General features: G+C 71.3%; 19 protein-coding genes. 6 read left to right on the plus strand and 13 right to left on the minus strand.

Annotated elements, in window-relative coordinates:
* Positions 1 to 235: 235 nt before the first annotated feature.
* The gene (locus ACIA3K_RS11155; protein ID WP_396800549.1) at positions 236 to 1,054 is read left to right on the plus strand and encodes an alpha/beta fold hydrolase; all 819 of its coding nucleotides are present in this window, start codon (positions 236 to 238) and stop codon (positions 1,052 to 1,054) included.
* A gap of 16 nt (positions 1,055 to 1,070) precedes the next feature.
* Here ACIA3K_RS11155 and ACIA3K_RS11160 read toward each other — a convergent pair whose 3' ends face one another.
* The 3 genes from ACIA3K_RS11160 to ACIA3K_RS11170 all read right to left on the minus strand — a co-directional run bounded on the left by ACIA3K_RS11160 (position 1,071) and on the right by ACIA3K_RS11170 (position 2,724).
* Positions 1,071 to 1,259, minus strand: coding sequence for a DUF397 domain-containing protein (locus ACIA3K_RS11160; RefSeq protein WP_396800550.1), 189 nt, complete (start codon positions 1,257 to 1,259; stop codon positions 1,071 to 1,073).
* Positions 1,250 to 2,029, minus strand: a complete 780-nt coding sequence (locus ACIA3K_RS11165) for a helix-turn-helix transcriptional regulator (RefSeq protein ID WP_396800820.1) — start codon at positions 2,027 to 2,029, stop codon at positions 1,250 to 1,252. Before ACIA3K_RS11165 ends, ACIA3K_RS11160 begins: the two co-directional genes overlap by 10 nt.
* A 140-nt stretch (positions 2,030 to 2,169) precedes the next feature.
* A complete protein-coding gene (locus tag ACIA3K_RS11170) occupies positions 2,170 to 2,724 on the minus strand; it encodes a carboxymuconolactone decarboxylase family protein (protein ID WP_396800552.1) in 555 nt (184 codons plus the stop codon).
* 59 nt (positions 2,725 to 2,783) lie between these two features.
* Here ACIA3K_RS11170 and ACIA3K_RS11175 point away from each other — a divergent pair, with 59 nt between their 5' ends.
* Positions 2,784 to 3,260, plus strand: a complete 477-nt coding sequence (locus ACIA3K_RS11175) for a MarR family winged helix-turn-helix transcriptional regulator (protein WP_396800554.1) — start codon at positions 2,784 to 2,786, stop codon at positions 3,258 to 3,260.
* Between the two features lie 130 nt (positions 3,261 to 3,390).
* On the plus strand, positions 3,391 to 4,755 hold the full coding sequence (locus tag ACIA3K_RS11180; RefSeq protein ID WP_396800556.1) for a hypothetical protein: 1,365 nt from the start codon (positions 3,391 to 3,393) through the stop codon (positions 4,753 to 4,755).
* 68 nt (positions 4,756 to 4,823) lie between these two features.
* Here the strand turns inward: ACIA3K_RS11180 and ccsB are convergent, their stop codons facing one another.
* From ccsB to hemL, 6 genes are read right to left on the minus strand one after another with little or no spacing between them, the layout of a single operon-like run.
* Complete coding sequence (gene ccsB, locus ACIA3K_RS11185) at positions 4,824 to 5,801, minus strand: c-type cytochrome biogenesis protein CcsB (protein ID WP_396800558.1); 978 nt, start codon at positions 5,799 to 5,801, stop codon at positions 4,824 to 4,826.
* Complete coding sequence (locus tag ACIA3K_RS11190; RefSeq protein ID WP_396800560.1) at positions 5,801 to 7,456, minus strand: cytochrome c biogenesis protein ResB; 1,656 nt, start codon at positions 7,454 to 7,456, stop codon at positions 5,801 to 5,803. Before ACIA3K_RS11190 ends, ccsB begins: the two co-directional genes overlap by 1 nt.
* The gene (locus tag ACIA3K_RS11195; RefSeq protein WP_396800562.1) at positions 7,453 to 8,283 is read right to left on the minus strand and encodes a cytochrome c biogenesis CcdA family protein; all 831 of its coding nucleotides are present in this window, start codon (positions 8,281 to 8,283) and stop codon (positions 7,453 to 7,455) included. Before ACIA3K_RS11195 ends, ACIA3K_RS11190 begins: the two co-directional genes overlap by 4 nt.
* Positions 8,283 to 8,852 carry a TlpA family protein disulfide reductase gene (locus ACIA3K_RS11200; protein ID WP_396800564.1) on the minus strand — a complete coding sequence of 190 codons (570 nt, stop codon included), beginning with the start codon at positions 8,850 to 8,852 and terminating at the stop codon, positions 8,283 to 8,285. The genes ACIA3K_RS11195 and ACIA3K_RS11200 overlap by 1 nt, the downstream gene beginning before the upstream one ends.
* The gene (locus tag ACIA3K_RS11205) at positions 8,852 to 9,499 is read right to left on the minus strand and encodes a histidine phosphatase family protein (RefSeq protein WP_396800566.1); all 648 of its coding nucleotides are present in this window, start codon (positions 9,497 to 9,499) and stop codon (positions 8,852 to 8,854) included. Before ACIA3K_RS11205 ends, ACIA3K_RS11200 begins: the two co-directional genes overlap by 1 nt.
* 6 nt (positions 9,500 to 9,505) lie before the next feature.
* Positions 9,506 to 10,843 carry a glutamate-1-semialdehyde 2,1-aminomutase gene (hemL, locus tag ACIA3K_RS11210; protein ID WP_396800568.1) on the minus strand — a complete coding sequence of 446 codons (1,338 nt, stop codon included), beginning with the start codon at positions 10,841 to 10,843 and terminating at the stop codon, positions 9,506 to 9,508.
* A 144-nt stretch (positions 10,844 to 10,987) separates the two neighbouring features.
* On the opposite strand from hemL, the gene ACIA3K_RS11215 reads away from it, so the two are divergent.
* The gene (locus ACIA3K_RS11215; protein WP_007454492.1) at positions 10,988 to 11,323 is read left to right on the plus strand and encodes an STAS domain-containing protein; all 336 of its coding nucleotides are present in this window, start codon (positions 10,988 to 10,990) and stop codon (positions 11,321 to 11,323) included.
* A 112-nt stretch (positions 11,324 to 11,435) separates the two neighbouring features.
* Here ACIA3K_RS11215 and ACIA3K_RS11220 read toward each other — a convergent pair whose 3' ends face one another.
* Both ACIA3K_RS11220 and ACIA3K_RS11225 read right to left on the minus strand, forming a co-directional pair.
* A complete protein-coding gene (locus ACIA3K_RS11220; RefSeq protein ID WP_396800570.1) occupies positions 11,436 to 13,109 on the minus strand; it encodes an ABC transporter permease in 1,674 nt (557 codons plus the stop codon).
* On the minus strand, positions 13,106 to 14,002 hold the full coding sequence (locus tag ACIA3K_RS11225; protein WP_396800572.1) for an ATP-binding cassette domain-containing protein: 897 nt from the start codon (positions 14,000 to 14,002) through the stop codon (positions 13,106 to 13,108). The genes ACIA3K_RS11220 and ACIA3K_RS11225 overlap by 4 nt, the downstream gene beginning before the upstream one ends.
* A 90-nt stretch (positions 14,003 to 14,092) precedes the next feature.
* On the opposite strand from ACIA3K_RS11225, the gene ACIA3K_RS11230 reads away from it, so the two are divergent.
* Positions 14,093 to 14,593, plus strand: a complete 501-nt coding sequence (locus ACIA3K_RS11230; RefSeq protein ID WP_396800574.1) for a GbsR/MarR family transcriptional regulator — start codon at positions 14,093 to 14,095, stop codon at positions 14,591 to 14,593.
* On the opposite strand, the gene ACIA3K_RS11235 is transcribed toward ACIA3K_RS11230, so the two are convergent.
* Positions 14,585 to 15,139 (minus strand): two-component system response regulator, encoded by a 555-nt coding sequence (locus tag ACIA3K_RS11235; protein ID WP_396800576.1) that lies wholly within the window; start codon positions 15,137 to 15,139, stop codon positions 14,585 to 14,587. The two genes, ACIA3K_RS11230 and ACIA3K_RS11235, sit on opposite strands and share 9 nt — an antisense overlap.
* The gene (locus tag ACIA3K_RS11240; RefSeq protein WP_396800577.1) at positions 15,136 to 19,503 is read right to left on the minus strand and encodes a HAMP domain-containing protein; all 4,368 of its coding nucleotides are present in this window, start codon (positions 19,501 to 19,503) and stop codon (positions 15,136 to 15,138) included. The genes ACIA3K_RS11235 and ACIA3K_RS11240 overlap by 4 nt, the downstream gene beginning before the upstream one ends.
* Before the next feature lie 252 nt (positions 19,504 to 19,755).
* On the opposite strand from ACIA3K_RS11240, the gene ACIA3K_RS11245 reads away from it, so the two are divergent.
* Positions 19,756 to 21,825 carry a SpoIIE family protein phosphatase gene (locus ACIA3K_RS11245; RefSeq protein WP_396800578.1) on the plus strand — a complete coding sequence of 690 codons (2,070 nt, stop codon included), beginning with the start codon at positions 19,756 to 19,758 and terminating at the stop codon, positions 21,823 to 21,825.
* The last annotated feature ends 26 nt before the right edge of the window (positions 21,826 to 21,851 follow it).

Consider the following 21,851-nt stretch of genomic DNA (forward strand, 5'->3'; position numbering starts at 1 on the left):
ACTCGGGTTCCCGGAAGTCGGGGTGTCCGGCGGCCTGGAACGGCCCGACTTCCTGAAGACCGAGTCGATCAACGTTCGAGCGCCGCGTCCGCAGGCATGTGCAGCGCGCGTAGGCATGGCCGTGGGTCGAGCGGGTAGCCGGGCAGCCAGCGGGCGGGACGGCGGTCGGAGGCGGCGAATGGGTGGCGATCGGGTTCCGGCGGGGTTCACCGAGCAACGGGCACGGGTCGGTCGGATGACCATGAACTATGTCCGTGGTGGCAGCGGCCCACCGCTGGTGCTGCTGCACGGGTACCCGCAGTGTTGGTACATGTGGCGGCAGCTGCTGCCCGAGTTGGGGCGATCCTTCGAGGTGGTCGCGCCCGACCTGCGCGGTTTCGGGGACAGCGACGCCCCGGCCGACGGGTACGACAAGAAGACCGTCGCCGCCGACCTGCACGGCCTGCTCGACCAACTCGGCCTGGTCGGTGACCTGCGAGTGGTCGGGCACGACCTGGGGACGATGGTGGCGTACGCGTACGCGGCTGCCCATCCGGAGCGGGTGAGCCGGCTGGCGCTCACCGAGGCGCCGATTCCCGACGAGAGCATCTACACGTTCCCCGCGCTCACCGCGGCCGGGCCGGCGGTGTGGAACTTCGGCTTCTTCACGCTCGACAACGGGCTGCCGGAGGAGCTGGTCCGTGGGCGGGAGTCGCTCTGGGTGGACCGGTTCACCGACGCCCTGATGGTGCACAAGGGCAGCATCGCCGCGCCGGACATCGAGGAGTTCGCCAGCCACCTGCGCGACCCGGCGCACCTGCGGGCGAGCTTCGCCCACTTCCGGGCGTTCGATCGGGACATCGCCGACAACGCGACGTACCGGACCACGAAGCTCACCATGCCGGTGCTGGCCGTCGGCGCGTCGGCCAGCCTCGGCGGTCAGGTCGCCGAGCAGGTACGCCGGTACGCCGACACCGTTCGCGGCGAGGTGATCGACGACTGCGGGCACTGGCTGTACGAGGAGCGCCCGGACGCGATGCTCGCCCTGCTGCGCGACTTCCTCGGGGCGGCCTGAGCGGGAGCCCCCGGGGTCAGGGGGTGCGGGTCAGCTCGACGAAGGCCCGCCACGCGGCCGGGCTGAAGGTCAGCACGCCGCCGTCGCGGTCCTTCGAATCGCGGACGTGCACCCGGCCGGGCAGGTTGTCGGCGACCTCGACGCAGGCGCCGCTGTTGTTGCCGCTGCGGGTGGACTTGCGCCACTGAGCTCCGGTCAGATCCATGGCTTCACGATCTCCTCGAGCAGGTCGATGGACTGCTGCCGGGGCAGCGCGTCGCTGCGCAGACTCTCCCACCTTCCGAGCAGGGTCGCCACCTCGTTGTTCTCGTCGACGGCGGTGCCGCCGGTCTGGTTGTCGAGGAAGCCGAGCCAGCTGCCGTCGGCGGTGCGGCCGAGGATGAACGGCCCGAACATGCCGGCGTGCAGCCCGACCGCCTGCGGCAGCACGTGCACCCGGATGTGGGGGCGGCGGGCGCACGCCACCAGGTGCCGGAGCTGGCCGGCCAGCACCCCGGCGTTGCCCTCCGCGAAGCGTCGCAGGGCGGCCTCGTCAATCACGGCGGTGAGCTGCGGCGGGTGCTCCCGGTCGAGGATCGTCTGCCGTTCCAGCCGGGCGGCCACCAACTCCTCCACCCGCTCGGCGGTGAGCCCCAGGTCGAGCCGGAACACCGCACGGGCGTAGTCGGCGGTCTGCAACAGGCCGGGAACCATCGTCGCTTCGAAGCACCGCAACTGGGTGGCCACCCGCTCGACCTCCAACCAGGGGCGGAACCACACCGGCTCGGCGTGCCGGCGACCCAGCTCGCGTAGCGAGACCAGCAGGCCGCCGGTGTCGAGCACCTCGTCGGCCCGGGTCAGGTAGGTCAGGTTGGGCACCGTCGAGCCCACCTCGACCGAGGACACCATGGACGGTGAGTAGTGCGCCCGTTTGCCGTACTCCTCCTGGCTGAGCCCGGCCGCGAGCCGGGACCGCCGGAGCTGGTCTCTGATCATTTCCGCTGTGGACAGTGTCGTGGTCACCGCGCCTCACCTTCCGCTGCCGAACAGGGCCACACCGGCCCTTCTGGCGCAAGGTAGCGAAACCACGACCCTGAGTCAGCCCTCTACCGGCATGTTGCGGTAACGCGGTTCGGTCAGGCGGTCGGTGTCCAGGCGTGGACCGCCAACGGCGGGTCGAGCGGCGCGCGGGTGAGCCGATTGGCGAAGGCCGACATGGTGTACGCCCCCACGCCCAGCACCACGTCCAGCGCCTGCCGGGGCTGGTAGCCGGCGGCCAGGAAGGCCTCCAGCTCCTCGTCGGGCACCGCGCCGTGGTGCTTGAGCACGGCAAGCGTGAACTGGCGCAGCGCCTCCAGTCGGTGCTCGGGCAGCTCCGTGCCGGCACGCAGCGCGGTGATCAGCGCGGCGCTCGCGCCGATCTCAGTGATCTTGCCGGTGTGCAGGGCCACGCAGAAGTGGCATTCGTGGGAGGTGGAGACGGTCAGGATGACCACCTCCCGCTCCACGGGCGCGAGGCTGGTCTGTTCGAATCCCGCGCTGGCAACCAGGAAGCCGCTGAGCAGCTGTGGCGACTCGGCAATCAGGGCCACCGCGCTGGGAAGCCAGCCGAACCGGCCGCGTACTCCCTCGATGGCCCGGCGGGCGGCGGCGGGCGCGGTCTCGGCGGTGTGGGCGGTGAAGACGGTCATGGGTGCCTGCCTTAAGATAGTCAACGTGGTTGACGAAATAGTAAACGTGGTTGTCGAACATGGCAACCCCTGAGCCCGCCCGGCCCGGCTTCCAGCTCCCGCTGCTGCTGCTGGCCGGCTTCCGCACGCTGATCGACGACCTGCACGCCGAGCTGGCCCGCGAGGGGCATCCCGACCTGCGCCCGCTGCACGGGTTCGTGCTTCAGGCCGTGGGCATCGACGGCACCACCGCCAGCGAGCTGGGGCAACGACTGGGCATCTCCAAGCAGGCCGCCGGCAAGACCGTCGACCGGCTCGTCGCCGTCGGCTATCTGGAACGGGTCGACGATCCCGCCGACGCCCGCCGGCGACTGGTCCGGATGACACCGCGCGGCGTCGACGGGCTCCGTCGCTCGGCCGAGATCTTCGATCGGCTACGGGGCCAGTGGGCCGCGACGCTGGGCGAGGAGCGCGTGGCCGCGATCGAGGACGACCTGCGCACGATGGCCGCCGCCAACTGGTTCCGCCTCGACATGCCGGGCTGGTTCGGCGGCTGACCGAGATCGACAACCGGTGATCACGCCAGGACCGATCGACTGATCGGAAACTGTCACAGGTGATCTCTAGGATCAGGGGTGCCGGTCGGGCTGACGTGACGCCGACCGGTCCCCCTCACCAAGGAGATCGATGAGATCTGTGCGTGTTTCACGGGGCAGGGTCCTACGCGTTCTCACCGCGCTGGTCGTGGGTGGCGCGACGGTCGGTGTGGCCGCCACGCCGGCCCTGGCGCAGGACGATCCCGGCTGGGTCGAGGCCTGGCTCTACGACGCCACCGTCGGCGGCCCGGGCGCTCCCGCTCGGACGCTTCCGCTGACCCTGACCAGCACGGGCGCGGCCCAACCCCGGGTGACCGTCGACCTGAGCGGCCTGTCCGGCGTGGCCATGGCCACCTTCCCCGCCTCCTGCGTCACCGAGGGCACCTCGGTGACCTGCCCGATGCCGGCCGACGCCGTCGAGCAGTACGGCAGCGTCACCGGCACCGTGCCAGTCGTCTTCCGGACCGCGCCCGGGGCGGCCGACGGGGCGACCGGCACCCTGACCTACACGGCGCTCGGCGAGCAGACCGAGCCGTCCACCCAGCAGGCGACGATCACCGTTCGGTCCGGGCCCGACCTGCTCGACATGGTCGACGAGCAGGTCGACGGCGTCGACGTGGGTGACACTCACGCCGTCCCGGTGGCCGTGGTCAACGGCGGCGACCAGCCGGCCGTCGACCTGCGGCTCACCATGCGCTTCCCGGTGGGCCTCGTCCCGGCCAGCTACCGCAACTGCCGGTACGGCACCGACCAGGTGCTCGCCACCGTGGTCGTCTGCACCGTGCGGGGCACATTCGCGCCCGGCCAGCGGCACGAGCTGCGCGGCGGGCTCGCCACCACGGTCGGCCCGGCCACTCTCGGCGACAAGCGGATCTTCCAGATCGTGGAGCCGCTGGCAACCGCCGGGCCTCTCCCCAGCGGTGTGCGGCTCACGCACCGCGAGAGCGATCAGGCACTGCGGCTCCGGCCGGTCGGAAAGCCGCTCGGCGTGATCCCCGTCGAGGCGGACGGCAACGGCGGGCAGACCTACCTGCCTGCGGTGCACGGCGCCTTCGACATCGTCGCCCAGGGCGCCGCCATCACCGGTGCGGTCGGCGACACCATCCAGGTCACCGTGGGCATCCGTAACGAGGGGCCGGGCGTGCCGGACGGCACGATCTCCGGCGACACGGTCGGCGCGTTCTACTTCACCCCGCCCGCCGGCGTCAGCGTGGTCGGCAGTCCGCGCTGCTCGCAGGTCGGCAGTGAGGAGGAGGAGAACGGCGACGACGCCCCGAAGACCTGGTACTGCGACGGACAGAGGGCCGTGTTCACCGCCGGGACCAGCAACACGGTCACCTTCGACCTGCGCATCGACAGCCTCTCCGGAACGCCCGGCGAGGTCCAGCCGCACGGCCGCTACCCGCGGGTGGACGACAACCCGGCCAACGACATCGCCCCGGTCAGCGTGAGCTGACCAGGGCACCGAAAGACGGCGGGCCGGTCACGGAGGAATCCGTGGCCGGCCCGCGCTGCGTTGTCAGGTCAGTTCAGCCCGCCGTACGAGTGCAGGCCGGTGAAGAAGATGTTCACGCCGAACAGGTTCATCAGCATGGTGAGGAAGCCGAGCACGGCGATCCAGGTGGCCACGTTGCGCTTCACGCTGGGCGTGGCCCGCGCGTGCAGGTAGCCGGCGTAGACCACCCAGGAGATGAACGCCCAGGTCTCCTTCGGGTCCCAGCCCCACGGCCGACCCCAGGCCGCCTCGGCCCAGATCGCGCCCGCGATCACCGCGAACGTGAAGATCGGGAAGGCGAACGCGTGCAGCGCGAACGTCAGCCGCTCCAGGCTCACCGCGGCGGGCAGCCGCTTCGCCAGGGTGTACGGGAAGCTGCGCTTGCCCTGCTCGTACCCGTTGCGCATGAGGAAGCCGACGGCCGGCACCGCGCCGAGCAGGAAGATGCCGGACGCGAACACGATGGTCGAGACGTGGATGACGAACCAGTACGAGTTCAGCGCCGGCACCAGCGGCACGATCGGCACGTAGAGGACCAGCTCGGCGGTGGCCACCAACAGCACCATGACGAGGGTGAGGAACAGGCCGAGCTTGCGCAGCGACGGCCGCTTCCAGAGCACCACCAGCCAGGCCGCGACCCCGATGAACGTCACCGTGAGCACGAACTCGTACATGTTGCCCCACGGCATGCGGTCCGCCGCGAGACCGCGGGTGACAAGCGCCGCGAGGTGCAGTACGGCGGCGAGAGCGGTGGCCGCCACGGCGACCAGCCCGGCGATCCGCGCCCGGTTGGCCGAGCCGTCGGCAGTCGGCGGGACCGACGCGGGCGGCTCCGGGATGACGCCGCCGGCACCGCCGACCCCCGCCCCCACCAGCTCGCGGGTGGGCGACGCCACGGCGGCCCGGGTACGCGCGTTGCCCAACGCGTACTCGACGGCGTGGCTGATCATCGCGATCAGATACGTCAGGATCGCGAAGGTCACCAGATTGTCGGAGAGCGCGGACATCACTCGGTCCCTTCTCGCACACCGGCCGGGCCACCGGATTCGGTGTCGGCACCGGCCCGCTCAGCCGCCCGTTCGTCACCGTTCACGGCGGCGACCAACTGGGCGAACTCGTCGGCGAACCCTGGATAGTCGGTGCGCGGCAACCCACCGGCCTCCATCAAGCTACTACCGCCTGTCGGAGATCCATCAGCGGGGTCGGCCGGCAGCGCCCGGAACCACACCCGGCGACGCCGCCCGAACAGCGAGCCCATCAGCCCGACCAGCAGCACACCGCAGCTCACCAGCAGTGGTGTCGAGCCGGGGTCGTGCCGGACGGAGAGCGTCACGTACCGCTCGGTGCCCAGGAACTCGACGGTGGTGCCGTCGTCAAGCGTCCACTTCTCGCCCTTGCGGAGCAGCTTGCTGCCGAGTTCCTTGACCTTGCCGTTGCGCACCTGCCGCTGGTCGAGCTGGTAGACCGAGCCGGGGATACCGGCGTCCATGCCGAGGTTGCCCCGGTAGGCGACCAGGTTCAGCGCCGGGTTGCGCTCGGTGGGGTACTCGGAGCGGACGAACGGCGGCTGCTGCGGCGCGGTGGGCAGGTAGATGCCGGTGAACGCCATCTGCTCACCCGGCACCCGCTTGCCGGTCGCCGGGTCGACGTTCGCGTCCGGGAAGGCGGCCAGCCCCTCGCTGGTCAGGCCCATGTCACCGGTGGTCAGGAACGGCTCGTCACTGACCTGGCTGTTGCCGTACCGGTCGGTGTAGCGGATCACCGGGGCGTACCCGTGGCCGAGTAGGTAGACGCTCGCGTCGGCGAGGCGCAGCGGCGAGTTGACCGAGAAGTCCGCGCTGCGGGTCGGCTCGTCGGGGCCGTCCACGGTCACCCGGGCGTTGAAGAACTCCGGCTGGCCGGACGGCAGGAACCGGGCCTGGAAATCGTCCAGCCGCAGGCAGAAGCGGGGCAGGTCGGCGCTGTCCACGCGGGGGCCGAGCTTGGCCTCGGCGTACTGCTGGCGGGTGTTGCAGAACGCGTTGTCCGCGCCCGCCACCAGCAGGCGGTTGCCGCTCCACCCGTACCACGAGCCGAGCGCGACGCCGATCAGCACCGCGATGAGCGAGGTGTGGAACAGCAGGTTGCCGGTCTCCTTGAGGTAGCCCTTCTCGGCGGAGACCTCGTTCCCGCGTACCTCGACGCGCCAACGGCGCTTGCGCAGCACCTCGGCGACGGCGTCCACGCCGCCGGCCGGGGCGGGCAGCGTGGTGTGCTGCGGCAGCCGGGCCATCCGCCTGGGCGCGACCGGTGGCCGGGACCGCAGCGCCCGGAAGTGGTCGCGCAGGCGGGGCGTTATGCAGCCGATCAGCGACGTGAACAGCAGCAGGTAGATGGCGGAGAACCAGACCGAGCCGAAGACCGCGAACGCACCGATCCGGTCGAGCCGGGGTGCCCAGTCGGGGTGGTCGACGAAGTACTGGTTGACCTTCTCCGGGCTGATCCCGCGCTGCGGCAGCACCGAGCCGGGAATCGCGGCGATCGCCAGCAGGAAGAGCAGGATCAGGGCCGTACGCATGCTGGTGAGCTGCCGCCACGAGTTGCGCAGCAGGGCCAGCAGCCGGCTGGGCCGGCGGCGCGGCGCCGGGGCCTCGGCCTCCGGGCGCTCGTCGACGACCGTCATATGCTCACCTCGCCCACCCCGACGGTGGTCTGCAACCAGATCACGAAGCTCTGCCATCCGCCGGTGACCAGCGCCAGGCCGATCAGGATGAGCAGGGCGCCGCCGACCCGGGTGACCCAGCGGCTGTTGCGCCGGATGGCGCGGAAGACCCCGAGCAGGCGCTGGAAGCCCAGCCCGAAGACGACGAACGGTATCCCCAACCCGAGGCAGTACGCCACGGCGAGCACCACGGCCCGGTCACTCTGCCCACTGGTGGCCGCCATGCCCATCACCGCGCCGAGCGTCGGCCCGGTGCACGGCACCCAACTGAGCGCGAAGACCGCGCCGAAGACCGGTGCGCCGAGCAGGCCGGCCGACGGCAGCCGGGAGATCCGGAACTCGCGTTGCAGCGCCGGGATCATCCCCAGGTAGCCCAGGCCGAGCACGATGATCAGCACGCCGACGACGATCTCCAACTGCCGCTCGTAGTCGAAGAAGACCCGACCGATGCCGGCGAACAGGATCGCGGTGGCCACGAAGACCACGGTGAAGCCCGCGATGAAGAGCAGCGTCCCGGCGAGCACCCGCCCCTTGACCGCCGCCGCCGGTGCGGTCCGCTCGCGGACCGCGACCCCGCCGCCCGCCTCGGCACCGTCGGGCGTCGGGTCCGTCGCCGGCCGCCGACCTTCGAGGTCCGCCCCGGCCAGCCCGGTGACGTACGACAGGTAGCCCGGCACCAGCGGCAGCACGCACGGGGACAGGAAGCTGACCAGGCCGGCGAGCGCCGCCGCACCGATGGCGAGCACCAGCGGCCCGCTCTGGGCCAGCTCCTTGAACGTCTCACCCATCAGTTCGACGCCGGCTTCTCGGCCGCGATCTCGTCCACGATCGGCCGCAGCTCGTCCTGGGTCACCGCACGGCGGATCACCGAGGCGACCCGTCCCTCCCGGTCGAGCACCACCGTCGCGGGGACGGTGTTCGGCGGGATGTCCAGGCCGAGCGCCAACCGGCTGGCCGGGTCGAAGAGGCTCGGATAGGTGACCCGGCCCTCTTCGAACGCCTTGGCCTTGTCCCGCGAATCCTGCACGTTGATGCCGAGGAAGGTCACGCCGGAGCCCTTGGTGGCCTGGTAGACGGCTTCCAGGTCGTCCGCCTCGGCCCGGCAGGGCGCACACCAGGAGCCCCAGAAGTTGACCACCACGACCTGGCCCCGGGCCTGGGTGACGTCATAGTTGCCGCCGAGGAGCAGTTCCCCGGCAAGCTTCGGAGGAGCCGAGCGCTGGTCCGGCGCACATTCGATGATGCCGTCGGAGGCGGTCGAGCAGGTCTTCTCCTGCCCCTTCGCCGACGTACAGCCGGCCAGCGCCACCGTGGCGACGGCGGCGAGCAGACCGGCGGTCCACCTCCGGGCGGTCATCAGGCCCCCTTGGCCGTCCGGGCTGTCGCGGAGAGAGCGACGAGGTGCGCGGCCGGCTCGCTGTAGCCGATGCCCTCCACCTTCGCGCCGTCGAAGTGGAACGAGGTCAGGCTCGCCAGCCCGCACTGGCGCTTGCGCGGGTCGTGCCAGAGCCGCTTGCGCTCGACGTGGCGGCGCAGCGTCCAGATCGGGAGCTGGTGCGACACCAGCACCGCCTCGCGTCCCTCGGCGGCGACCCGGGCGGCGTGCACGGCCGCGAACATCCGCTCGGCGATCACCCGGTACGCCTCACCCCAGGACGGCGTCACCGGGTCGCGCAGCACCCACCAGTTGCGCGGGTCGCGGAACGACCCGTCGCCCGGGGAGACCTTCTTGCCCTCGAACCAGTTGGCGCTCTCGATCAGCCGCTCGTCCACCCCGACCGGCAGCCCGAACTGGGCGGCGATCGGCTCGGCGGTCTGCTGGGCGCGCTCCAACGGGCTGGCCACCACGTGCACGATCTCCCGCTCGGCGAGACCCTGCGCGGCGGCCTTGGCCATCTGCACGCCCAGCTCGGAGAGGCGGAAACCGGGCAGCCGCCCGTACAGGATCTGGTCGGGGTTGTGCACCTCGCCGTGCCGGAGCACGTGGACCACCGTCTTCGCCACTCTTTGTTACCCCCCGTGACCAGCGGCTGCCGCCGCGTTCGCCGCCGTCGGCAACGCGGCGGCGATGTGCTCCAGAGCGGCGTCGTCGATCGCCGCCGACACGAACCACGACTCGAACGCGCTCGGCGGCAGGTAGACGCCGGAGGCGAGCATCGAGTGGAAGAACGCCTTGAACGCCGGCACCTGCTGGGTGCGCGCGCTGTCGTAGTCGACCACGTCGGCGTCCGTGAAAAAGATCGAGAACATGCTGCCCGCGTACGACAAACGGTGCGGGACCCCGGCGGCGGCCAGCGCGTCGGACGCCAGCTTGCCCACGACGGCGGCCGTGTCGTCGAGCCTGCGGTAGAGCGCGTCGTCGGCGAGCCGCAGGGTCGTCAGACCGGCGGCGCAGGCCAGCGGGTTACCGGAGAGCGTCCCGGCCTGGTAGACCGGGCCGGCCGGCGCGAGACGCGCCATGATGTCCGCGCGCCCGCCGAACGCCGCGGCGGGCAGGCCACCACCCATGACCTTGCCGTACGTCCACAGGTCCGCGTCGGAGGCGTCGAGGCCGTGCCACCCGGCGCGGGAGACCCGGAACCCGGTCATCACCTCGTCCACGACGAGCAGGGCGCCGTGCGCGTGGGCGATCCGGGCAAGCTGCTGGTTGAAGCCGTCACGGGGGGCCACCACGCCCATGTTGCCGGCGGCAGCCTCGGTGATCACGGCGGCGATGTGCGGGCCCTCGGCGGCGAAAGCCTCCTCGACGGCCCGGATGTCGTTGTACGGCAGCACGATCGTCTCGCTGGCCGCCGCGCCCGTGACGCCGGGCGAGTCGGGCAGGCCGAGGGTCGCCACACCGGAACCGGCCGCGGCGAGCAGCGCGTCGACGTGACCGTGGTAGCAGCCCGCGAACTTGACGATCTTGGAGCGGCCGGTGAAGCCACGGGCCAGCCGGATCGCCGACATGGTCGCCTCGGTGCCGGAGTTGACCAGGCGGACCTGCTCCACCGGCGTCCGGTCGACGATCTCGGCGGCCAGCTCCACCTCGCCCGGGGTGGGCGTGCCGAAGCTGGTGCCCCGGGCGGCGGCCGTCTGCACGGCGTCCACCACCTCCGGGTGGGCGTGCCCGAGGATCAGCGGACCCCACGAGCACACCAGGTCGACGTAGCGGCGACCGTCGGCGTCGTACAGCCACGGGCCCTCACCACGGACCATGAAGCGCGGGGTGCCGCCGACGGCCTGGAAGGCGCGCACGGGGGAGTTGACCCCGCCGGGCACGATGGCGCGGGCGCGGTCGAACAGGGCCTCGGAGGCCGGCGCGTCGGCCGGGTAGCGGCCAGATCCGGCGGAAACGATGTCGGTCACGATGCCGCCATTGTGTCAGCGCCGGACGGTCAACCAGCAGCCACCCCGGGCCAGGGTTACCGGGCTCACCCAGCTCCGGTGCTCGATCGGGCCGGCTGGTCGCCTCGACAGGCCGGGTCGGCTGGATCGCGCTAGGCTGACCGAGTGGATCGTGCCGAACTGTCCATCACGCTACACCGGACGGGTGACGAAGCAGTGCTTCGCCTGGCCGGTGAGATCGACATGCTCACGGCCGCCCAGCTCAGCACCGTGGTCAACGAGGTGCTGGCTGATCCGCCTCCGCGGATCGTGCTCGACCTCGGCGGCGTGACCTTCTGCGACTCGCAGGGCCTGGGCACGCTCGTGGTGCTCAGCCGCAAGGCCAGCCACGCGCAGAGCCTGCTGATGCTCACCCACGTCGGTGACTTCCTGATCCGCGTCCTGGACATCACCGGCCTGCGCAGCGCCCTGATGATCCGCAACGACCAACCCACCGGCTGACCCCACCCCCCGGACCCCCACCCCCCGGCCCCCCTCGACCACCCTGTTGATCAAGAGGTTTGCGTCAGAAATCGTGCTTTCCGTGACGCAAACCTCTTGATCAACGCGCGCTTCAGGGGGTGGGGATGTCTCGGGAGTGGAAGGCGCGCAGGGCCAGGGTTAACAGGGTGGCTGCTGCTGCGCTTAGGGCCAGCAGGGGGAGCGGGGTCCAGTTGTCGTTCAGGACCTGGGGGGTGTGGGTGAACGGGGAGATGTCCAGGACCCACTGGCTCAGCTCCAGGATCGCGCCGATCTGACCCAGCAGCAGGCAGCCGGCGAGCACCGCCCAGGCCGCCCACGAGAACCGGGGCAGCCACCCCACCAGCAGCGCCGCCAGCCCCGCGAGGACCCACGCCGCCGGAACCTGGGCCAGCCCCACGCCGAGCAGCCGGGGCACCTCGCCGCCGACGTCACCGACGCTGAGGCCGTACGACAGTCCCGTCGCCGCCCCCGTCACGGCCAGCACCACCACCGGGCCGAGCAACGCGAAGACCAGGTGCGCCGCCAGCCAGCGGACCCTGCTCACCGCCGTGGCGAGCAGCGGTTCGGCCCGCCCGGCCGTCTCCTCCGCCCGCGCCCGCAGCGCGGCCTGGATGCCGTACCCGGCGGCGGCCAGCGCGGTCAGGCTCAACGTGCTGCCGAGGTACGCCTCGGCCAACGTCGACGACCCACCCAGCCGGGCCAGCAGCTCGGCGACCTGCTCGTTGCCCTGCACCGCGTCGCCGGCCGCGTCCGCCGCGCCACCCAGCACCAGACCGAGCAGCCCGAAGCCGACCGCCCAGCCGAGCAACTGGCCTCGGTGCAGCCGCCACGCCAGGCCGAACGGTCCGGCCAGCGCGCCGCCCGCAGTGGCCGGACCGAGCCGGGGCGGCAGCACGCCGGCACCCACGTCCCGGCGCACCGAGACGGGGTACGCGACGAGCGCCACCGCCACACTGAACAGCACCGGTAGCAGCAGCACCCACCAGCGCTCGCCGGCGAAGGCCCGCCCCCGGGGCGCCCAGCCGAGCGGGGAGATCCAGCTCAACCATTCGGCACGTCCGCCGCTGCCACCGGAACCTCCGGCGTCGCCGCCGAGGCGCAGCGCGAACGCCAACCCGAGCACGCCCAGCCCGATGCCGCGCGCCCCGCCGGCGCTCTGGGTGAGCTGCGCGGCAAGGCCGCCGACCGTGGCGAAGGCGATGCCGGTCAGGGCCACGCCGGCGCCGAAGAGCAGCGATCCGGCCCCGGGTAGACCCGCCGCGACCAGGCCGCCGGCGATGAGCAGGCCGAGCAGCAGATTCGCGGCGTACGTGACCAACAGCGCCGCGGTCAGCCCGGCGTACCGGCCGAGGACCGATGCGCCCAGCAACTCCCGCCGGCCGGCCTCCTCCTCGGTGCGGGTGTGCCGTACCACCGTCAGCACGCTCGCCAGGGCGGCGACCAGGGCGAACAGCCCGGCCCGCTGGACGGTGAGCGCGCCGGTGCTGTCGCCGTACACCGGCCCGAGCAGCGCGACGATCGACGGGTTGCTCGCCGTGCTGGCCAGGTAGGCGGCCCGCTCGGCGGCGGTCGGATAGAGGCCGTTGTACGCGCCGGCGTAGCTGGCCGGCAGCACGGCCAGCGGAAGGATCCAGATGGGCAGCACGATCCGGTCCCGCCGCAGGATCAGGCGCACCAGGTGTCGGGTGCCGGTGAACGCGCTCGTCGAGCTGCCTTGCGATCGCGGCTGCGGGGCTCGCAAACCCGGCTCACTCCTCGCGCTCACGAACGCACCTGCTCGCCCTGGTAGTGCCGCAGGAACAGCTCCTCCAGCGTCGGCGGTTGGCTGACCAGGCTGCGTACGCCGATCTCGGTGAGTCGACGGAGCGCGCTGTCCAGCGCGGCGTCCTCCACGTCGAAGCGCACCCGCTGCCCGTCCACCCGCAGGTCGTGTACGCCGGTGAGCTGACCCAGCCCGTCCACCGGACCGGTCAGCTCGGCCTCGATCGAGGTGCGCCGCAGGTGCCGCAGTTCGCTCAGGGTGCCGGTCTCCACGTCCCGCCCGTTGCGGATGATCGTCACCCGGTCGCAGAGCGCCTCCACCTCGGCCAGGATGTGGCTGGAGAGCAGCACGGTCCGACCGTCGGCCTTCGCCCGGCGTACCCAGCGCTGGAAGACCTCCTCCATGAGGGGGTCCAGGCCGGACGTCGGCTCGTCCAGGATGAGGAGTTCGGCGTCCGACGCGAGGGCGGCCACCAGGCCGACCTTCTGCCGGTTGCCCTTGGAGTACGTCCGGCCCTTCTTGCGGGGATCCAGCTCGAAGGAGTCGAGCAGTTCGGCTCGGCGGGCCGGGTCGAGCCCGCCGCGCATCCGACCGAGCAGGTCGATGACCTCGCCGCCGGAGAGGTTGGGCCAGAGCGTCACGTCGCCCGGCACGTACGCCAGCCGGCGGTGCAGGGCCACCGCGTCGCGCCACGGATCGCCCCCGAGCAGGCGGACGACCCCCGCGTCCGTCCGCAGCAGACCGAGGAGGGCCCGAATGGCCGTCGACTTGCCGGCGCCGTTCGGCCCGAGGAAGCCGTGCACCTCGCCCGCGCGGACGCTCAGGTCCAGACCGTCGAGCGCCCGGACGCGGCCGAAGGTCTTGACCAGGCCGGACACTTCAATCGGAGTTTCCATGCATCGGAAGCTACACTCGTTTCACAAAGTTGTGAAGACAGTGTGAGCGGGGCACCATCGGTGCCCACGAACCACGCGGGAGGGGCAGAGATGGCAGCGGCCGACGGCCACGACCCGGTGCACCTCTTCGTCGAACGGATGGCCCTCACGTTCGCCGAGGTCGGCTTCCCCCGGATGGCCGCCCGGGTGCTGTTCACGGTGATGAGCGCGGACGATCCGCTGACGGCCGCCGAGATCGGCGAACGGCTCGGAGTCAGCGCGGCGGCGGTCAGCGGCGCGGTCCGTTACCTCACCCAGTTCGGCGTCCTGATCCGCGAACCGGTCCCCCGGTCCCGGCGGGACCGCTATCGCATGCCGGACAACCCCTGGTACGAGGCGACCATCACCAAGACCGTGCTCTACAAGACATTCATCGACGCGTCTGAAAGCGGTGTGGTCGCCCTCGGCGGTCCGGACACGCCGGCCGGTGAGCGGGTGGCCGAGATGCGCGACTTCTTCATCTTCGTCCAGGAAGAGATCGACTCACTGGGCGAACGCTGGCGCGTCCGCCGGGCACAGACCGGCCACCTGCGCCCGGGCGAGTCAGGCTGAGCTGCCCCAGCGGGCCTGCTCCAACAGCTCCACCGCACGGTCCCGGGCCCCGGAATCGTCGGAACGAAGGAGGGTGGTGGCCTCGTCCACCGCGTCGGTGAGCCGCCGCCACTGCGCGTCGCGATCCCGCACCAGGTCCGACTGGGCGGCCAACTGCCGGGTCTTCACCCACAGCTCGACGAAGACCGACACCTTGGCCCGCAGCACCCACGGATCGAACGGCTTGGTCAGGTAGTCCACGGCACCCACCTGGTAGCCCCGCAGCGCGAGCTGGGCGTCCCGGTCGGCGGCGGTGAGAAAGATGATCGGCACGTGCCGGGTGCGCTCCCGGCGCTTGATGTGACTGGCCGTCTCGAAGCCGTCCATGTCCGGCATCTGCGCGTCCAACAGGATCACCGCGAAGTCGTCCACCAGCAACTGCTTGAGTGCCGCCTCGCCGCTCTCCACGGCCACCGACTGGACCGGCAGGCCCTGGAGGATCGCCTCCAGGGCCATCAGGTTCTCCCGGCGGTCGTCCACGAGCAGCGCCTTGGCCATCTGGGTCACGAAGTCTCCTCGGTGCGGCTGCCGCTGATCCAGGACGACATCAGCTCGATCAGGTCGTCGAGGTCGACCGGCTTGGTGATGTAGTCGCTTCCTCCGGCCGCGAGCGCCGACTCGCGGTCGCCCGGCATCGCCTTCGCCGTCAGGAAGACGACGGGGAGGTCGGCGAACCGGTGGTTACGCCGGATCTGACGGGTCGTCTCGTACCCGTCCTGGTCGGGCATCATCGCGTCCATCAGCACGATGTCCACCTCCGGATGCTCGGCCAGCAGGCGGACGCCGTCCGCCCCGTTGTCCGAGTACAGCACGGTCATGCCGTGCAGCTCCAACGCGCTGGTCAGAGCGAAGACGTTGCGCACGTCGTCGTCCACGATCAGCACCGTGGCCCCGTCCAGCTGCCGGGTGGCCGGCGCCTCCGGCCGCTCCGGCAACAGCTCCAGCGGCGGCATGAGCAGCGACGACGGCAGCCCGGCGCGCTGTGGCGACGGCGACTGCGGCGCGACGACCGCGTCCGGGGCGAGGACCTGGGGTACGAACAACGTGAACGTCGAGCCCTGCCCGGGCGCTGACGAGACGGTGATCGTGCCACCGATCAGTCGCGCCAGGTCCCGGCTGATCGACAGACCCAGACCGGTGCCGCCGTAGCGGCGGCTGGTCGTGCCGTCCGCCTGCTGGAACGCCTCGAAGATGATCGACAGCTTGTCGTCGGAGATGCCGATCCCGGTGTCGATCACGGTGAAGGCGATCACCTGCTGGGCGTTCGTCAGCGCGGGCACGTCGAACACCGCGTTCGGCGCGGCCGGAGCGATCCGCAACGTCACCGCACCGTTGTCGGTGAACTTCACCGCGTTGGAGAGCAGGTTGCGCAGGATCTGCTGCAACCGCTGCGCGTCGGTCACCAGTGCCGGCGGCAGATCCTTGCTGACGCGTACCTGGAAGTCGAGATTCTTCTCCTCGGCCTGCGGCGCGAACGCCTGCTCGACGAAGCCGCGCAGCTCGGTGAACCGAATCTCGGTGGGCTCGACGTCCATCCGGCCCGCCTCGATCTTGGACAGATCGAGGATGTCGTCGATCAGCCGCAGCAGGTCGGAGCCGGAGCCGTGGATCGTCCGGGCGAACTCGATCTGCTTCGGGCTGAGGTTCTGCTCCGAGTTCTCCGCGAGCAGGCGGGCCAGCAGCAGCAACGAGTTCAGCGGCGTACGCAGCTCGTGGCTCATGTTGGCCAGGAACTCCGACTTGTACGCCGACGCCCGGGTGAGCTGCTGCGCCTTCTCCTCCAGACCGAGGCGGGCCAGCTCGATCTCCCGGTTCTTGGTCTCGATGTTGCCCTTCTGCTCGGAGAGCAGGGTGGCCTTCTCCTCCAGCTCGGCGTTGGTGCGCTGCAACTCCGCCGACTGCTCCTGCATCTCGTGCGCCAGCCGCTGCGACTGGGCCAGCAGCTCCTCCGTACGCCGGTTGGCCTGGATGGTGTTGACCGCGATGCCGATGGTGAGCACCAGCCGCTCCAGGAACGACAGGTGCAGCTCGGAGAAGGCGGACACGCTGGCGAACTCGATCACCCCGAGCAACTCCCCCTCGAACAGCACGGGGAGCACCACCAGGTCGGTCGGGGGTGTCTCGGCCAGACCGGAGCGCAGCGTGAGGCGGCTGTTCGGTGGGGCGCTGACCCGGATCGTCCGGCGCGAGAGGGCGGTCTGCCCGACCAGCCCCTCACCCGGCCCGAAGGTCACGTCGTGCCCCCGCGCCACATAGCCGTACGACGAGGTCAACCGCAGCCGCATGCTGCCGTCGGTGTCGTCGGCCAGGAAGAACGCGCCAAGTTGCGCGTCGACCAGCGGCGTCACCTCGGTCATGATCATGCGGCAGACCTCGCCGAGGTCGCGCTGACCCTGCAACAGGCCGCCGATGCGGGCCAGGTTGGAGTCCAGCCAGCCCTGCTCGGCGTTCTTCTTGGTCGTCTCCCGGAGGGTGACGATCATCTGGTTGATGTTGTCCTTCAGCTCGGCGACCTCGCCCTGCGCCTTCACGGCGATCCGCTGGGTCAGGTCGCCCCGGGTAACCGAGGTGGACACCTGGGCGATGGCCCGTAGCTGGGTGGTCAACGTGGAGGCGAGCTGGTTGACGTTCTCGGTGAGGTCGCGCCAGGTGCCAGACACGCCCTTGACCTGCGCCTGACCGCCCAACTTGCCCTCGATGCCGACCTCGCGGGCCACCCGCGTGACCTCGTCGGCGAACGACGAGAGCTGGTCGACCATCGTGTTGACGGTGGACTTCAGCTCCAGGATCTCGCCCTGGGCGTCCACGGTGATCTTCTGGGACAGGTCGCCCTTCGCCACGGCCGTGGTCACCGAGGCGATGTTGCGGACCTGGCTGGTCAGGTTCGACGCCATCGAGTTCACGTTGTCCGTCAGGTCCCGCCAGGTGCCGGACACGCCCTTGACCTGCGCCTGACCACCGAGCTTGCCCTCGGTGCCCACCTCACGGGCCACCCGGGTCACCTCGTCCGCGAACGACGACAGCTGGTCCACCATCGTGTTGACCGTCGACTTCAGCTCCAGGATCTCGCCCCGCGCGTCCACGGTGATCTTCTGCGACAGGTCGCCCTTCGCCACCGCCGTCGAGACCTGGGCGATGTTGCGGACCTGGGCCGTCAGGTTCGACGCCATCGAGTTCACGTTGTCGGTCAGGTCGCGCCAGGTGCCGGCGACCCCACGCACCTGGGCCTGACCGCCGAGCTTGCCCTCGGTGCCCACCTCGCGGGCCACCCGGGTCACCTCGTCAGCGAACGACGACAGCTGGTCCACCATCGTGTTGACCGTCGACTTCAGCTCCAGGATCTCGCCCCGCGCGTCCACCGTGATCTTCTGGCTCAGGTCGCCCTTCGCCACCGCCGTGGTCACCGAGGCGATGTTGCGGACCTGGCTGGTCAGGTTCGACGCCATCGAGTTCACGTTGTCCGTCAGGTCCCGCCACGTACCGCTGACGCCCTTGACCTGCGCCTGACCGCCCAGGTTGCCCTCGGTGCCCACCTCACGGGCCACCCGGGTCACCTCGTCGGCGAACGACGAGAGCTGGTCGACCATCGTGTTGACGGTGTTCTTCAGCTCCAGGATCTCGCCCTGCGCGTCGACGGTGATCTTCTGGCTCAGGTCGCCCTTCGCCACGGCCGTGGAGACCTGGGAGATGTTGCGGACCTGGCTGGTCAGGTTGCCGGCCAACTGGTTGACGTTCTCGGTGAGGTCACGCCAGGTGCCCGAGACGCCGCGTACCTGAGCCTGACCGCCCAACTTGCCCTCGATGCCCACCTCGCGGGCCACCCGCGTGACCTCGTCGGCGAACGACGACAACTGGTCCACCATCGTGTTGACGGTGTCCTTCAGCTCCAGGATCTCGCCCTGCGCCGCCACCGTGATCTTCTGCGACAGGTCACCCCGCGCCACCGCCGTGGAGACCTGGGCGATGTTGCGGACCTGGGCCGTCAGGTTCGACGCCATCGAGTTGACGCTGTCGGTCAGGTCCTTCCAGGTGCCCGCGACGTTCGGCACCTCGGCCTGGCCGCCCAACTTGCCCTCGGTGCCCACCTCGCGGGCCACCCGGGTCACCTGCTCGGCGAAGAGCCGCAGCGTGTCCGTGAGGTAGTTCATCGTGGCGGCCAGCTCGGCCACCTCACCACGGGCGCTGACCGTGATCTTCTGCGACAGGTCGCCCTTGGCCACCGCCGTCGCCACCTGCGAGATCGACCGCACCTGGCCCGTCAGGTTCGACGCCATGGTGTTCACCGAGTCGGTGAGGTCCTTCCACGTGCCGGCGACACCGCGAACGTCGGCCTGGCCGCCCAGCTTGCCCTCGGTGCCCACCTCACGGGCCACCCGGGTCACCTCGTTGGAGAACGACGAGAGCTGGTCGACCATCGTGTTCACGGTGCGCCCGATACGCAGGTACTCACCGCGCAGCGGCCGACCGTCGATCTCCAACGCCATGTGCTGGGACAGGTCGCCGTCGGCGACCGCCACGATGACGCGGGCGATCTCGGTCGTCGGCCGGCCCAGGTCGTCGATCAGCGAGTTGATCGCCCGCTGCCCCTCCGCCCAGGAGCCATCCAGCCCCTCGTCATCGAGCCGCTCGGTGAGCCGGCCGTCCCGACCGACGATCCGGCTGATCCGCCGCAGGTCCAGGTACTGACGCTCCTGGAGCGAGACCACCTCGTTGAAGGCGTCCGCCACCTCACCCGCCGCGCCGGCGCGGCGGGGCAGCCGGACCTTCAGATCACCGCGACGAACCCGTCGCAGCGCCTCGGTCAGCTCACCGAGAAGCGCATCGTGGTCGGGCGCGGACGGATCCGCGTACGACTGCTTCGCCGTGGTCATGATGCCTCGCTCACCTGGGGGGGGTCCGTGCCCGTACAGACACACCGGCACCCCATATTGTGCCCGCGTCGGCCGTAGTGCCAGGGTGCGCGACCCGCCGATCGAACCCGGCGGCCCCCGGGATCCTCGCGGCGGTACCCAACCCGACACAGAAGTCGCCGAGTGGCGCTCGTCACATGGGTGACGCCGCGCCGCCCCCGCCGATCACGGATCGGCTTGGCACCTGGCCGGGGGACGGTAGAGGATACGGGGGTGTCAGCCGAGGCGGGGCCCGCGACGGCCGGGGCCCGGAACGGGGCCGTCCGGCGTGTCCGTCTGCCCGCCGACCGCCGTACGCCCGCCGCCGCCCGCGCGGTCGTCCGCTCCGTCCTCACCGAGGCGCACCTCGACGACCTGGTCAACGAGGCGCTGCTGCTCACCACCGAGCTGACCACCAATGCCGTCGAGCACGCCGGCACCGAACTGGACATCGAGGTCGTGGCGGACGGTGTCGGGCTCTCCGTGACCGTCTCCGACTTCGCGCCCAGCTCGGGCAACGACGAGCTGAGCGTCGGCGTCCGCAACGACACGACCGAGATCGACGAGGTCTCCGAGCGAGGTCGCGGACTGCTGCTCGTCGACCACTTCGCCAGCCGCTGGGGCACCACGTACCTGCCGACCGGCAAGGGCGTCTGGTTCCGCCTGGACCGGCCCGGCACCGAGCCGGGCGCCGGCGCCAGCGCCGGCGGTACGTCGGTGGTCGTCGGCCCCGGGGCCGGCGACGGCTCGGCGCCGAGCGCGGGCGCGATGAGCGAACTCATGCAGACCGCCCCCGACATGTACGCGGACGACCCGCTGCCCGACTTCGCCGCCAGCCTGCTCAGCCGGGTCGCCGAGATGGTCGGCGCGGCCGGTGGGGCCGTCCGCCTGGACCGGGGCGACGGGCAGGGCCGACAGTTGTTGGCACGCTTCGGCCGGCAGCCCCGCCCCGACAGCGAGTTGCTCCGGGTGCCGCTGACCGTGCACCGCCCGTACGCCGGGGAGTTGGAGCTGGACGCCGCGCCATCGGCGTACGCCCGCCCGTTGGCGGTGCTCACCGCGGAGCGGCTGTCGCTGCACCTGGAGAACGACCGGCTGCGCCGGGCGGACGTCCGCCGGCAGGCGTGGCTGACGTTCCTCGCCGAGGCGAGCGAGCTGCTGGCCCAGTCGCTGGACGTCGAGCTGACCATGGCGTTGATTCCGCAGTTGGTGGTGCCCCGCCTCGGCCAGTGGTGCGCCGTGCACACCACCGACGAGTGGGGCCGGCTGCGGCTGGCCGCGACCAGCCACGCCGACGAGTCGGTGCTGCCACAACTGCACCGGGTGCTGGCGGAGACCGGCCCGGATTCCATCCAGGCCCGGCTGCGGGAGGCGTCCCGGAGTGCGGCGCAGATCCCGCTCGGCGGCCCGATGGAGGGCTTCGCGGTTCCGCTGATCGCCCGCGGCCAGCGACTCGGCACTCTCGCGGTGGGCCGGCACCAACGGCACCGGCACGACCCGGACGAGGTGGCCGTCCTGGAGGACGTGGCCCGGCGGGCCGCGCTGGCGATCGAGAACGCCCGGATCCACGCCGAGCGCCGACGGGTGGCGCAGACGCTCCAGAAATCCCTGCTGCCGCCCGTGCTGCCGGTCGTGGAGGGCATCGGCTTCGCCGCCGAGTACGTGCCCACCGGCGACGACGCCGAGGTCGGTGGCGACTTCTACGACGTGGTGCCGCTGCCCGACGGGCGCTGGCTCGTGGTGATCGGCGACGTGTCGGGCAAGGGCGTCCAGGCGGCGGCGGTCACCGGGCTCGTCCGGGACGTGATCCGGGTGCTGGTGGGTGACGGCAAGCCGTTGCCGGAGGCGCTGGCCCGGCTCAACGAGACGCTCGTCGAGCGGGGCGGCGGCCGGTACTGCACGTTGGCCCTGGCCGCGGTCGGGCCGGGCGACGGCGACCACCTCGACGTGTCGCTGCACCTGGCCGGGCACGACCGGCCGGTGCTGCTGGCCGGCGCGGGTGGTGCCCGGTTCGTCGGTGTCGGGGGCACGGCGCTGGGTCTGCTCGACACCATCACCTCACCGACGACGGAGATCACGCTCACCCCCGGCGACTCGCTGATCTTCTATACCGACGGGGTCACCGAGCGGCGGCACGGTCGGGAGCTGTTCGGCACCGACCGGCTGCGCGACGCGGCCGCGCCGCTGGCCGGCTACTCCGCCGACGTGGTCGCCGCGCGCCTGCGCGCCGCCGCCATCAACTTCTCGGTCGAGCCACCCCGGGACGACATCGCCGTCCTGGTGCTCCGCAACGACGCGGTCTGACCGGCGCAGGCTCAGCGGGCCGGCGT

This window comes from Micromonospora sp. NPDC051543 (genome assembly GCF_044454415.1).
Lineage (GTDB): Bacteria > Actinomycetota > Actinomycetes > Mycobacteriales > Micromonosporaceae > Micromonospora.

Bases quoted from the DNA above. Each gene is read 5' to 3' on its own strand.
- ACIA3K_RS11155 (WP_396800549.1), top strand. From the start codon at position 236: ATGACCATGAACTATGTCCGTGGTGGCAGCGGCCCACCGCTGGTGCTG.
- ACIA3K_RS11160 (WP_396800550.1), bottom strand. From the start codon at position 1,259: ATGGATCTGACCGGAGCTCAGTGGCGCAAGTCCACCCGCAGCGGCAAC.
- ACIA3K_RS11165 (WP_396800820.1), bottom strand. From the start codon at position 2,029: ATGATCAGAGACCAGCTCCGGCGGTCCCGGCTCGCGGCCGGGCTCAGC.
- ACIA3K_RS11170 (WP_396800552.1), bottom strand. From the start codon at position 2,724: ATGACCGTCTTCACCGCCCACACCGCCGAGACCGCGCCCGCCGCCGCC.
- ACIA3K_RS11175 (WP_396800554.1), top strand. From the start codon at position 2,784: ATGGCAACCCCTGAGCCCGCCCGGCCCGGCTTCCAGCTCCCGCTGCTG.
- ACIA3K_RS11180 (WP_396800556.1), top strand. From the start codon at position 3,391: ATGAGATCTGTGCGTGTTTCACGGGGCAGGGTCCTACGCGTTCTCACC.
- ccsB (WP_396800558.1), bottom strand. From the start codon at position 5,801: ATGTCCGCGCTCTCCGACAATCTGGTGACCTTCGCGATCCTGACGTAT.
- ACIA3K_RS11190 (WP_396800560.1), bottom strand. From the start codon at position 7,456: ATGACGGTCGTCGACGAGCGCCCGGAGGCCGAGGCCCCGGCGCCGCGC.
- ACIA3K_RS11195 (WP_396800562.1), bottom strand. From the start codon at position 8,283: ATGGGTGAGACGTTCAAGGAGCTGGCCCAGAGCGGGCCGCTGGTGCTC.
- ACIA3K_RS11200 (WP_396800564.1), bottom strand. From the start codon at position 8,852: ATGACCGCCCGGAGGTGGACCGCCGGTCTGCTCGCCGCCGTCGCCACG.
- ACIA3K_RS11225 (WP_396800572.1), bottom strand. From the start codon at position 14,002: ATGGAAACTCCGATTGAAGTGTCCGGCCTGGTCAAGACCTTCGGCCGC.
- ACIA3K_RS11230 (WP_396800574.1), top strand. From the start codon at position 14,093: ATGGCAGCGGCCGACGGCCACGACCCGGTGCACCTCTTCGTCGAACGG.
- ACIA3K_RS11240 (WP_396800577.1), bottom strand. From the start codon at position 19,503: ATGACCACGGCGAAGCAGTCGTACGCGGATCCGTCCGCGCCCGACCAC.